Origin of the sequence: Nonomuraea sp. NPDC050733 (assembly GCF_040654215.1) — a bacterium.
Taxonomy (GTDB): Bacteria; Actinomycetota; Actinomycetes; order Streptosporangiales; family Streptosporangiaceae; genus Nonomuraea.
The window spans coordinates 131,104-143,105 of sequence record NZ_JBFAHO010000013.1; the positions used below are offsets into that span (position 1 = coordinate 131,104).

At 72.8% G+C, this 12,002-nt stretch carries 12 protein-coding genes; 6 read left to right on the top strand and 6 right to left on the bottom strand.

The features are described from left to right. Positions 1 to 16: 16 nt before the first annotated feature. Genes AB0H64_RS22255 through AB0H64_RS22265 form a run of 3 tightly spaced genes read right to left on the bottom strand, consistent with a single transcriptional unit; the run spans position 17 to position 3,790 of the window. On the bottom strand, positions 17 to 1,615 hold the full coding sequence (locus AB0H64_RS22255) for an AMP-binding protein (protein ID WP_357627394.1): 1,599 nt from the start codon (positions 1,613 to 1,615) through the stop codon (positions 17 to 19). A gap of 31 nt (positions 1,616 to 1,646) precedes the next feature. Next, entirely contained in the window at positions 1,647 to 2,726 is a 1,080-nt protein-coding gene (locus AB0H64_RS22260) for a hypothetical protein (RefSeq protein ID WP_357627397.1), read from the bottom strand. After that, positions 2,723 to 3,790 carry an LLM class flavin-dependent oxidoreductase gene (locus AB0H64_RS22265; protein WP_357627400.1) on the bottom strand — a complete coding sequence of 356 codons (1,068 nt, stop codon included), beginning with the start codon at positions 3,788 to 3,790 and terminating at the stop codon, positions 2,723 to 2,725. Before AB0H64_RS22265 ends, AB0H64_RS22260 begins: the two co-directional genes overlap by 4 nt. A gap of 95 nt (positions 3,791 to 3,885) precedes the next feature. On the opposite strand from AB0H64_RS22265, the gene AB0H64_RS22270 reads away from it, so the two are divergent. Next, entirely contained in the window at positions 3,886 to 4,338 is a 453-nt protein-coding gene (locus tag AB0H64_RS22270) for a hypothetical protein (protein ID WP_357627403.1), read from the top strand. Positions 4,339 to 4,344: 6 nt separating this feature from the next. Here the strand turns inward: AB0H64_RS22270 and AB0H64_RS22275 are convergent, their stop codons facing one another. Beyond that, positions 4,345 to 5,307 (bottom strand): acyl-CoA dehydrogenase family protein, encoded by a 963-nt coding sequence (locus AB0H64_RS22275; RefSeq protein ID WP_357627406.1) that lies wholly within the window; start codon positions 5,305 to 5,307, stop codon positions 4,345 to 4,347. A 124-nt stretch (positions 5,308 to 5,431) separates the two neighbouring features. On the opposite strand from AB0H64_RS22275, the gene AB0H64_RS22280 reads away from it, so the two are divergent. Beyond that, positions 5,432 to 6,112 (top strand): hypothetical protein, encoded by a 681-nt coding sequence (locus tag AB0H64_RS22280; protein WP_357627409.1) that lies wholly within the window; start codon positions 5,432 to 5,434, stop codon positions 6,110 to 6,112. 97 nt (positions 6,113 to 6,209) lie between these two features. Beyond that, positions 6,210 to 7,955, top strand: a complete 1,746-nt coding sequence (locus AB0H64_RS22285; RefSeq protein WP_357627411.1) for a proline--tRNA ligase — start codon at positions 6,210 to 6,212, stop codon at positions 7,953 to 7,955. Positions 7,956 to 8,184: 229 nt separating this feature from the next. Here AB0H64_RS22285 and AB0H64_RS22290 read toward each other — a convergent pair whose 3' ends face one another. Continuing rightward, positions 8,185 to 8,673, bottom strand: a complete 489-nt coding sequence (locus AB0H64_RS22290; protein ID WP_357627414.1) for a ferritin-like domain-containing protein — start codon at positions 8,671 to 8,673, stop codon at positions 8,185 to 8,187. 237 nt (positions 8,674 to 8,910) lie between these two features. After that, positions 8,911 to 9,459 (bottom strand): hypothetical protein, encoded by a 549-nt coding sequence (locus AB0H64_RS22295; protein WP_357627417.1) that lies wholly within the window; start codon positions 9,457 to 9,459, stop codon positions 8,911 to 8,913. 617 nt (positions 9,460 to 10,076) lie between these two features. Between AB0H64_RS22295 and rimP the strand changes: the two genes are divergently transcribed. Genes rimP through AB0H64_RS22310 form a run of 3 tightly spaced genes read left to right on the top strand, consistent with a single transcriptional unit; the run spans position 10,077 to position 11,883 of the window. Then, entirely contained in the window at positions 10,077 to 10,580 is a 504-nt protein-coding gene (gene rimP / locus AB0H64_RS22300) for a ribosome maturation factor RimP (RefSeq protein ID WP_357627420.1), read from the top strand. A 12-nt stretch (positions 10,581 to 10,592) separates the two neighbouring features. Next, complete coding sequence (nusA, locus tag AB0H64_RS22305) at positions 10,593 to 11,597, top strand: transcription termination factor NusA (protein WP_357627422.1); 1,005 nt, start codon at positions 10,593 to 10,595, stop codon at positions 11,595 to 11,597. Further along, positions 11,581 to 11,883 carry a YlxR family protein gene (locus AB0H64_RS22310; protein WP_357627425.1) on the top strand — a complete coding sequence of 101 codons (303 nt, stop codon included), beginning with the start codon at positions 11,581 to 11,583 and terminating at the stop codon, positions 11,881 to 11,883. Before nusA ends, AB0H64_RS22310 begins: the two co-directional genes overlap by 17 nt. The last annotated feature ends 119 nt before the right edge of the window (positions 11,884 to 12,002 follow it).

Below are 12,002 nucleotides of genomic sequence, written 5' to 3' on the forward strand. Positions count from 1 at the left end.
TTCCCCGTGCGAGCGCCTATGACAGCCTCTTTTCGCCGTCCGGAGCGTCCCGTGTCGCGCGGGCGCGCAGGGCGACCTTGTCGATCTTGCCGTTGGCGTTGGCCGGCAGGGCCTCCACGACGACGACGCGCCTCGGGACCTTGTAGTTGGACATGTTGTCCCGGGCCCAGGCCAGCAGCGCCGCCACGTCGACCTGGGCGCCGGGACGGGGCACCACGTACGCGTAGCCGGACTCGCCGGAGACGGGGTCGGGCACCCCGACGACGGCCGCCTGCGCCAGCGAGCCCTCGCGCAGCAGCAGCGACTCGACCTCGGCGGGGGAGACGTTGAAGCCGTTGACGATGTACAGCTCCTTCTTGCGGTCCACGATCGCCAGGTTCCCGGCCTCGTCCAGCACGCCGACGTCGCCCGTGTGCAGCCATCCGTCCCGGTCGACCACCTCGGCTGTCCTGTCCGGCTCGTCCCAGTAGCCGCGCATCACGCCGTAGCCGCGCTGCAGGATCTCGCCGCGCTCGCCGGGCGGGACGTCCTTGCCGTCGTCGTCCACGACCCTGACCTCGATGCCGGGCACCGCCCGCCCGGTCGTGGCCGCGACCACCTCGACCGGGTCGCCGGCCCTGGTCATGGAGACGACCGTGCCCTCCATCAGGCCGTACGCGTTGATCACCCGTTCCATGCCCACCTGCTCGACCAGCCGGGTGATGAGCGACGGCGGGACGGCGGCGGCCCCGCAGATGGCCACGCGCAGCGACGAGACGTCCCACGCCCTGCGGTCCAGCTCGTCCAGCAGCCGGTGGAACAGCGTGGGCGGCCCCGCCAGGACGCTGATCCGGCCGGAGGAGATCAGCTCCATCAGCCCGTCGGGGGTGAACACCCGGATCGGCATCATCGTGGCCCGCCGCAGCACGCACGCGAGCATCCCCGCGTTCAGCCCGAAGCCGTGGCTGAACGGCGCGATGACCGGGTAGCGGTCGTCCTCGCCGAGGGTGACGATCTCGGCCCAGTCCCAGTAGCCGCGCAGCACCTGGGCGTGGTCGAGCATGACGCCCTTGGGCGTCCCGGTGGTGCCGGAGGTGGACATGATCTCGCACAGGTCGTCCGGCCGTACGGCCAGCGCCCGCTCCTCGGCGGCGCCCGGCGCGACCCGCTCGCCCCGCTCCAGCAGCTCCGAGGCGGTGAGACGGCCCGGCCCCGGGGGAGAGGGGTCGGGGACGACCACATGGAGCAGGCCGGTGCCCGGCGGCAGGAGATCAGCCGGCGCCGTCCGCCCCGCCCCCTCGCCGGTGATCAGCACCCGGGCGGCGGTCCTGCGGATCATCGCCGCCGCCTCCAGTCCCTTGGCCCGGGACGAGAGCGGCACGAGGACCGCGCCGGCGCACCAGACACCGAAGGCGTGGACCACCCAGGACGGGTCGTTCACGCCCCACAGCGCGACCCGGTCGCCGGGCCCGACGCCGAGCGCCATGAGTCCCCGCGCCACCCGCGTGGCCGCGTCCAGCAGCTCCGCCAGGCTCGTCCGGTCCGCGCCGTCGGCCAGGACGGTCGCGTCGGGGTGCCGGGCGGCCTGGTCGCGCAGCATGCGGGGGATCGTCCCCCAGTCCGGCACCGGTTCCACGTCTCCCGCGCCTCCAAGCTGAGTCAGTGCGTCACGTCGCGAGCGCCCTGTCGCGGCCGAGGTGGTGACCGCGCAGGTCGCTCACCATGCCGGGGGAGGAGGTCTCGGCGACCTCCGGGTCGATCTCCACCGCGAGCGAGATCGGCGTCAGCGCCCGTACGGCCTCCTGGAGGCGCGAGCGCCACATCGGGTTGCCCACCAGGCCGGCCCGGTTGAACGTCACGGTCAGGACCGCCGCGTCGAGCGTGCCCTGCCGGCTGACGCCGAGCTCCCACCGGGCCACCCCGTCGATCTTGGCGAGGGTCCGGCCGATCCGGGGCAGCGACAGCCACACGCCGCGTACCAGCACGTGGTCTCCCACGGTGTGCGCGGGCGCGGGGATGCCGTCGGCCGGGCCGCGCGCCACCTGACCGGTCCGCAGCACGGCGTCGCCGAGCGCGGAGTGACCGGCCGGCGTGATCACCAGCTCGGCCGCGCCGGAGGCGTGCGGCAGCAGCTCGTCCTTGCCGAGCGCGGCCAGCCGCAGCAGGCCGTCGGCGAGCGGTGTGAGCGGCTCGTCCTCCGCCGCCCGCCAGGCCAGGGCGCCCCCGCTGAACGGGCTGGAGTACACCTCGTGGACCTCGGCGTCGAACTCGCCCGCCAGGTGGCCGAGGGTCCGCTTCGAGGCGATCTCGCCGGTGAGCACGATGTGCCGGAGCCCGAGGTCCAGCGGGTCGAGCAGGAACTCCAGGTGCAGGCGGGCCAGGAAGTCCATGGCGCCGGTGGGGGTCGCGACGAGTGTGGTCGCCCCGAGCGCCGACAGCGCGTGATGCAGGCGCATCCGGCCGCGCGGCCCCACGGACGCGGCGGCGGCGGCCACCCGGGAGGCGGCCGAGGCCCACAGGGCGCCCGCCGGCTCGGCGAGCGCCACCACGACCCGGTCGCGCCCGCCCACGCCGGCGGACCGCAGCGCGGCGGCGGTCAGCTCCTCCTCGGCCTCGCGGTCGGCGGGGGCGAGCGGGAAGACGCCGGAGGCGTCGGGCGGCACGTGGAGCAGCCCGGTGGCGGCGGCCCCGGCCGCGCCGAGGTCGTCACGGGTGAGCCAGCGGTACGCGCCCGCCCCGGTGGTCATGACGCCACCTCGTCCATGAACCGCCGCATGGACGAGGTCACGTGCTCGTGGGCGAGGCCGCCGACCTGGCACTGGAGGATCAGGTCCGTGGCGCCCGCCTCCGCGATGCGGGCCAGCGCCTTGCGCGACCCCTCCACGTCGTCCACCACCACCATCAGGTGCTCGCGCAACGTGGCCATCGCCTCCTCGGGCGGCATCCCGGCCGCGAGCTGGCCCAGCACCCGGTGGGTGGCGTGGCGCGCGTCGTAGTAGTCGGGCGGGGTGACGAGGTTGACCTGGCGGCGGATGTACCACAGGACGGCGTCGGCGGCCGTCGCGGCGGCCTCGTCCCTGGTGGGGCCGACGTACCAGGGGATCATCAGCGCGACCCGCCGCGTGGCCGGGTCGAACCCCGCCTCGGCCAGCGCCTCCCGGTAGCGGGCTATGTCGGTGGCCACGTCGTCGATGCCCTTGAGCATGGTCATGCCGAGCAGGTTGTAGCCGTGCCTGGCCGCCGCGAGGTAGCCGTCCAGGGACGTGGAGGCCACCCAGACCGGTGGGTGCGGCCGCTGCGCGGGACGCGGGTAGACGGCCACGTCGGGAATCTCGAAGAACTCGTTGGAGCGGCTGACCGGCTCGCCGTCGGCCCGCCAGATGGCCAGCGTGGCCTCCAGGCAGTCCTCCCAGATCTGGCGCGACTTCTCGAACGGGCGCTGGAAGGCCTGGTACTCCAGCGGGGAGGCGCCACGCCCGGTGCCGAACTCCACCCGCCCGCCGCTGACCACGTCGAGCGTGGCGACCCGCTCGGCCGTCCGGATGGGCGACTGGAACGGCAGCAGCACGACGCCCAGCCCGAGATGGATGCGCTCGGTCCGCTGCGAGATGGCGGCCAGCACGAGGTCGGGGGCGGAGGAGTGGGAGAAGCCCCTGGTGAAGTGGTGCTCCACGAACCACGCGGTGTCGAAGCCCAGCTCGTCGCCGAGCACGACCTGCTCGATCACGTTCTGGAACGCCTGCTGCTCGACCTCGCGGGAGCGCCCGCGGACCTCCAGCTCATACCCCAGGCTGATCCGTAGGGACGTCATCGCGCCTCCGGCGAAAGTAGTAAACCAAGCGCTCGCTTGGTAGAGACTATCAGTGGGAAACACTTGCGGGAAGGGCGCGGTCGCGATCAAAGTGGATGCTCGTGAGGCGAAAGCACGCGCTGCGGCGGGCGAAGGAAGAGGGTGACCTCACTCCCGACGGCGCGCGCCGCCACGAGGCGCTGGGGCGGGTCATGGCGGCCCTGGCCACCGAGGCGGAGTTCATCGAGTCCTGCCGCGACCTCACCTGGTGGCGCGGCTCCGACGACAGCTGGCACCTCGAATGGCGGGACGGGCCGTTCGCCTCCGAGGTGGCCGTCCTGCTCGCCGAGCGGCTGGCCGTACCGGGCGACGTCACGCCCGCCGGTCCCGGCAGCGAGGTGTCGGCGGTGCTCGACGTCATGGGCGTCCGCTTCGAGCTGCACGCCATCGACCCCATGGGCACGGCCCGCGTACGGGTCAGGCCCGGCCTCTGGCGGCTGGCCGAGGCGCTCGACACCACGCGCCGCACCAACGCCCGCCACCCCTGGGAGGAGCTCCTCGGCGGCTGAGCGGTCTCAACCGAGCACGCGGGCGGCCAGTCGCGCGCGGTGCGCCTGCGGAGGGCCGAACAGCTGCGCGTCGGACGTGGCCCGCTTGAAGAAGCGGTGCGCGGGATGCTCCCACGTGACGCCGATGCCGCCATGGATCTGGATGTTCTCGCCGGCGGCCGTCAGGTACGCCTCCGAGCAGTACGAGCCCGCGATCGCGGCCGCCTCCTCCAGCTCCGCCCCCTCCGCGCCGGCCGCGCCCATGGCCGCCGAGCGGGCCGACTCCACCAGCAGCAGCAGATCCGCCAGCTTGTGCTTGACCGCCTGGAACGAGCCGATCGGCCGGCCGAACTGGTGTCTCTCCTTGGCGTAGGCCGTGGCCGTCTCCAGGCAGCGCGCCGCCCCGCCTGTCTGCTCGGCCGCGAGGGCCGCGACGCCGAGGTCGCGCACGCGCGCCCAGCCCGAGCCGTCGCCCGCCGGCCGCGCCGGGACGCGGTCGAAGGTCAGCTCCTCCAGCGGCCGGCTCTCGTCCATCGTCCGGTGCGGCACGCGCCGCGTCGGCTCGGCCTCCACCAGCATCCCGCCCGCGTACACGAGCACCAGGTCGCCCGCCAGGGCGTACGGCACCGTGCCCGACAGGAGGCCGTCCGCCAGGCCGAGGTCGCCGTCGCCGGGCAGCGCCACGGTCGCGGAGCGCCCGCCGCCGGCCAGCACGGGCAGCAGCCGCGCCATGGCCTCCTCGTCGCCGCCCGCCTTGACCGCCTCCACGGCGAGCACCGCCGTCTGCAGGAACGGGTACGGCGACAGGGCCCGGCCCAGCTCCTCGGCCACGGCCGCGACCTCGGCGGGACCGCCTCCCGCGCCGCCGTACTCCTCCGGGACGGCCAGCCCCGCGACCCCCAGTTCCCCCGCGAACGCCTGCCAGGGGGCGCCGGGACGGCCGGACACGTAGGAGCGGACCACGTGGCGAAGCTCATCGGTGACCGTCACGGCCGTAAGCCTACCAAGCGATTGCTTGCCAGGCCGTGACCAGCCAGTTTTTACGGTTTCAGGGCAGCCGCATCACCACATTATGGTCGTTCGTCCCGAGGATCCCGGGGAGGAATGACCCGGGATGGAGATGAAGAGACCGGCGATCGACTACGCGGACTTCGCCGAGTACGACCGGCGGCAACGCGGCATCGAACGGCATGTGCTGGCGGCGTTCCTCGGGGGGCTGGCCGTCGGCCTCGTCGGCATGTTCGTGTCCCAGAGCGGCCCCGCCTGGCTCCTCCACCTCTACGACCCGTACGCCTACCTGGCCCTGGCCATCGCGCTCGGCGTGACGGCGCAGGGGTTCGGCTGGGCGGCGCTGAGCACGTTCCTCGCCGCCGTGTCCACGCTGGTGGCGGCCATGGGGGCGAGCGCGCTGCGCGGCGGCGACTTCACCTTCGACATCATCGGCGGCAGCGCGTCCGGACTCAACTGGATCCTGATCATGCTGGTCGGCCTCGGCCTGCTCGCCTACGTGACCCGCAGGCAGGACCACTGGGGCGACCTCGCGGCGGGCGCCGTGGGCGGCGCGCTGCTCGCGGACGTGGTGGACCGCTCCACCCCCGGCTTCATCGCCGTGGAGAGCGGGTTCTGGCCGGCTGTCGCGGCCGTGGTGGGCGGCCTGTCCATCGCGGTCGTGATCGCCCTGCGCCACACCCTCGCCGGCCGGCTGCGCGCGCTCGTGGTCTCGGGCGTCCTCGCGGGGGTGGCCGCCATCGTGCTCACGGACGAGCTGTGGGGCCCGTTCTGGGCCGCCTTCTGACGGGGGGCTCCGGGCGCTGCCGGTTTATGCCGAGCGGTTCCTGGTCCGGAGTCGATAGCCTGTAGTCCTCCGTATCCGGGCCGAGCAAGGAGTAGCCGTGTCGCTGCGCATGTCGTCGTTGTTTCTTCGCACCCTGCGGGACGACCCGGCAGACGCGGAAGTGCCGAGCCACAAGCTCCTCGTCCGCGCCGGCTACGTCCGCCGCGTGGCGCCCGGCATCTACTCGTGGCTGCCCCTCGGCAAGATGGTGCTGGAGAACGTCACCCGCGTCGTCCGCGAGGAGATGAACCGCATGGGCGGCCAGGAGGTGCTGTTCCCCGCACTGCTGCCCCGCGAGTACTACGAGTCCACCGGCCGCTGGACCGAGTACGGCGACCTGCTGTTCCGGCTCCATGACCGCAAGGGCGTCGACTACCTCCTCGGACCCACCCACGAGGAGCTGTTCACCGACATGGTGAAGGGCGAGTACAGCTCCTACAAGGACTTTCCGGTCACGCTCTACCAGATCCAGACGAAGTACCGCGACGAGGCGCGGCCCCGCGCCGGCATCCTGCGCGGCCGTGAGTTCCTCATGAAGGACTCCTACTCCTTCGACCTGGACGACGACGGTCTCAAGCACTCCTACGAGCAGCACCGCGAGACCTACATCCGGACCTTCGACCGGCTCGGCATCAACTACAAGATCGTGTTCGCCACGTCCGGCGCGATGGGCGGCTCGGCCTCCGAGGAGTTCCTGGCGCCGACCCCCACGGGCGAGGACACGTTCGTCGCCTGCCACTCGTGCGGCTACGCGGCCAACGCCGAGGCCGTCACCACCACGCCGCCCCCCGCCCGCGCCGTCGAGGACCAGGAGCCGCTGCGGGTCCTCGACACCCCCGGCACGCCGACCATCGACACGCTGGTCTCCTACGTCAACGAGCACCACGGCCTGTCCGTCACCGCCGCCGACACCCTCAAGAACGTCGTCGTCAAGGTGACCACCCCCGGCTCCGACAAGGTCGAGACCCTCGTCGTGGGCGTCCCCGGCGACCGCGAGGTCGACTTCAAGCGCCTGGAGGCGTCGCTGGCCCCCGGCGAGCCGGCGATCTTCGAGGCCGAGGACTTCGCCCGGCACCCCGGCCTCGTCCGCGGCTACATCGGTCCCCAGGTCCTGCGCGAGCTCGGCATCCGCTACCTCGTCGACCCGCGCGTCGTCACCGGCAGCTCCTGGGTGACCGGCGCCAACGAGCCCGGCAAGCACGCCGCCCACGTGGTGGCCGGCCGCGACTTCGTCCCCGACGGCACCATCGAGGCCGCCGAGGTGCGCGCCGGCGACCCCTGCCCCCGGTGCGGCTCCGAGCTGTCCATCGACCGCGGCATCGAGATCGGCCACATCTTCCAGCTCGGCCGCAAGTACGCCGACGCCGCCGGACTCGACGCGCTCGGCCCCGACGGCAAGCCCATCCGCGTCACCATGGGCTCCTACGGCATCGGCGTCTCCCGCGCCGTCGCCGTCATCGCCGAGCAGCTCCACGACCAGCTCGGCCTGGTGTGGCCGCGCGAGGTCGCCCCGGCCGACGTCCACATCGTCGGCACCGGCAAGGAGAACCAGATCGAGGCAGCCCTGGAGCTGGCCGCCGAGCTGGAGTCCCGCGGCCTGCGCGTCCTCGTGGACGACCGGGCCGGGGTGTCGCCCGGGGTGAAGTTCAAGGACGCGGAGCTGCTGGGCATGCCGACCATCGTCGTGGTGGGCCGCGGGCTCACCCAGGGCGTGGTGGAGCTGCGCGACCGGGTCTCGGGTGAGAAGTCGGAGATCCCGCTCGCCGAGGCCGCCGACCGCATCACGGCCGCCTGCACAGCCTGACCCGTCCGTTCCCGGCCCCCGGCACACGGGGGCCGCACGCCCGTTCCTGAGGCCGGGGACCTGCACGGCCCCCGGCCCCAGCCTCCCGAACGCCTCCAGGCGGCTCCACGCGCCTCGAACCGGGGCCGGCTGCCTTGGGCCCTGGCCGCTGTCGGCTCAGCCCTGCCCAGCCACTTGTGGCCCCTGCCGCCTGTGGGCCCGGCCCCCTCCGGTCTGGCCGCTTGCCGGTCTAGCCGCCTGCGGGCGCGGACGGCGATGCCGGCGGGGAGGCGGGCGAAGGGCCGGGGGAGGCGGGTGGCGCGGCGGCGGGCATGCCAGGGAACGCCGTCCCGATCGACGGCCGGAACGCGTACGAGCGCGCCACCGCCTCCTGCATGGCCAGTGCCGCGTACTTGCGCAGCGCCGGGTCGTCGGCGGCGACCAGCTCCAGGTAGGCGGCCGTAACACCGGTCTCGACCTGCACGGCCAGGCGGACGGCGTCGGTGGGTGCGGACGGGACGAGGGGCAGCGAGTAGGACGGCTCGGCCTCGGCGGGCCGGCCGCCCCGGGCCGTGATGAAGGTGCGCAACTGGTCACGGCGGCCACGGTGCGCGTCGAAGGCCCGCGTGGCCTTGGACCGCAGCGTCCCACTGGTGCGCGCACCGATCAGCCCGTACGCGAAGACGGCGGCGTGCTCGGCGGCCAGCGCCTTGCCGAGCCTCTCGGCGTCACCGCTCACGAGGACCTCCCCCTGCTCTCACGACCGCACGCTCTCACGAGCCTTCCCACACCCGCACCCCTCACGACCACCCGCACACTACGACGCCCGCCGCCCGCACCCGGCCACGCGCCCGCACCCGGCCACGCGCCCGCAGCCCTGTACGCCGTTCGTCCGCCCCAAGCTCACCGTGCGCTCACCGCCTGTACGCCAGTGCCTCCAAGTCTGCGCCGCCCGCTCCTGCTGCCCGCCGTGCGGTCACAGGGACCGCGGCAGGGCCAGGGCGTGGGCGGCCTCGCAGGCGCCGATGCTGGCGACCAACTGGGCCATCGAGGGCGCGATCCCGGAGAGTGCGCGGGCACGCCGGGCGGACGCCTTGCGTTCCAGCTCCCGCAGGGACGACAGCGACACCTTGGCCGCCGCACCCGCCGTGGGAGCCCCGGCCGTCGGAGTCCCGGCCGTGGGAGCTCCCCCCGACGGACCTCCCGAGGACGGTGCGCCCGGAGAGGACGGGGCGCCGGGCGCTGGAGAGGCCGCCGCGGGGAAGCGGCGGCGCAGCTCGGCCAGATGTGCCTGGTGCCGGTCGCGGAACGGCGCCAGCGCGTCGGCCCCCTTGGCCATGAGCGCCGCGTAGAGGCCGATCACATACTCCTTGTCGGCGATGAGCTGCCGCGCGAGGACCAGCTCCGGCGGCTCCTGGGCCACCTCCGACGTACCGGTGCCGCCGGACTCGCCGCTGCACCCCGTGAGCGCCACCGCGGCCGCTCCGCCCGCCAGCACGGCTCGCCGGGACAGGGAAGGGCGCACGGAAGAGACCTCCAGAACGCGGACGTGCGCAGCCCTCGGGCCACGGCTGGACGTGAGGAGCCCTCCGGGCGGGACAAGGCCTGAACGGCCCTCCGCGCCGCGACGGGACGTGAGTAGCCCTCCGGACTACGGACGCAAGAAGCATCGTACGGGCTCGGGCCCCTGCCCGCCGTCAGGCGAGGCCACACGTGCCACCCTTTCATACCCCGTCCGGCCTCAGGACGTCGCCGCCGAGTCTCCCCGACGTCTCCGCGACGTCCCGAAAGACGTCTCGACCGTCTCCCGGACGTCCGCAACGTCCCCAGGGACGTCTTGACCAGTCTCCCGGACGTGCGCCGCACCCCTCGCATGTCCCCAGAGGTCCGCCCCGGCCCGATGAGGTCTCCCGGGACGTTCTCGCCGGTGGCCCTTCGGGGGACCCCGTGGCGTCGGCGTGGTGTCCGGCTCGTACGCTCAGTCCTACGTCTGGTGCGTCCACACCGACTGGCGCTCTTTGGACGCCCTCCTACAGATAGGGTGTCAACTGTCGTCGCTGGCTGAGCGGCCGGGCGGCGGAGAGCCAGGAGAGCCGGAGGCGAGGTCCGCCCGGCTGCAACATGACAATAGGGGAGGTCGATATGGGCAGCGATTCACCCCGCGACCACCTGATGAAGCTCCTTGAGCCCGTCGTCAGCGCGGAGGGCCTCGACCTGGAGGACGTCACGGTCACGCAGGCGGGCAAGCGCCGCCTGCTGCGGGTGATCGTCGACCGCGACGGAGGGGTGAGCCTCGACGACATCGCCGACGTGAGCCAGGCCGTCTCAGCGGCTCTCGACGACACCGACGCGATGGGCCCCGCGGCCTACACACTTGAGGTCTCCTCGCCGGGCGTCGACCGCCCGCTGACGGAGCCGCGCCACTGGCGGCGCGCCGCCAGGCGGCTGGTGAAGGCGGAGCTGCGCGACGGCACCACGCTGGAGGGCCGGGTGCGCTCGGCCGACGAGAGCGGCGTCGACCTCGACGTCGACGGCGACGTGCGCCGGCTCGACTATCAGGACCTGGCCCGCGGACGGGTGCAGGTGGAGTTCCGCCGGTTCGACGACGACGCGGACGACGCGGACGTCGACGGCGACGAGGGCTAAGGGGGGAGCCTCGTGGACATCGACATGAGCGTCCTGCGCAGCCTGGAGAGGGAGAAGGACATCTCCTTCGACCTGGTCGTCAAGGCCATCGAGGACGCGCTGCTGATCGCGTATTTCCGCACGGAGGGCGCGGCGCCCAAGGCGCGCGCCGAGCTCGACCGCACGAGCGGGCACGTCACGATCTGGGCGGCCGAGCTGGACGAGGACGGCGAGATCGTCCGGGAGTACGACGACACACCGGGCAACTTCAGCCGGATCGCGGCGACGACCGCCAAGCAGGTCATCCTGCAGCAGCTGCGCGACGCCGAGGACGAGATCAACTTCGGCGAGTTCGCCAGCCGTGAGGGCGAGCTGGTCTCGGGCGTGATCCAGCAGGGCAAGGATCCGCGCGTGGTGCTGGTCGACCTCGGCAAGATCGAGGCCGTGCTGCCGCACAACGAGCAGGTGCCCGGCGAGGACTACGTGCACGGTGAGCGCCTTCGCGTCTACGTGGTGCAGGTGAAGAAGGGTCACAAGGGCCCCTCGGTCACGCTGTCGCGCACGCACCCGGGCCTGGTCAAGAAGCTGTTCGCGCTGGAGGTGCCGGAGATCGCCGACGGCACCGTGGAGATCGCCGCGGTCGCCCGCGAGGCCGGCCACCGTACGAAGATCGCCGTCAGGTCGCGCAAGCCCGGCGTCAATCCCAAGGGCGCGTGCATCGGCCCGATGGGGTCGCGGGTGCGCAACGTGATGACCGAGCTGCACGGCGAGAAGATCGACATCATCGACTGGTCGGAGGACCCCGGCGAGTTCGTCGGGAATGCCCTGTCACCCGCGCGTGTTTCCCACGTCGAGGTTCTCGATCTCGAAGGGCGAGTGGCGAGGGTGACCGTGCCTGACTACCAGCTTTCGCTGGCGATCGGCAAGGAAGGGCAGAATGCCCGGCTTGCCGCCAGGCTCACCGGATGGCGGATTGACATCCGTCCTGACACCCAGGCCGAGGATGCCGCCGGTTCCGTAGATGCGTCAACACGGTAAGCTGGAATATGGTGGCCAGGCGGGCCCGCAGCGCACCTGTGTGGGTTGCAGGGTTCGCACGGCTAAGTCCGAGCTGCTCCGCTTGGTGCGGGTCGAGGACCATGTGGTCCCTGACCTGCGAGGACGGCTTCCGGGCCGAGGGGCTTCACTGCACCCGGCCATGAGTTGTCTGGAGCTTGCCGAGCGTCGCCGAGCGTTTCCGCGCGCGTTCCGCGTGCCGGGGCCGCTTGACGTCTCGCGTGTGCGAGTGCACCTGGACAGGGAGGACCCACGAAATGTCATGTAGGACGCCGAGTTGATGGGCGGAGTCAGATTGCTATGAGCGCCTGATGAGCACGCGGCGATGAAGACCACAAGGTAACGACGGTCCGGACGGCACAGCCAGCCTCCCGGGCCGAGTAAGGG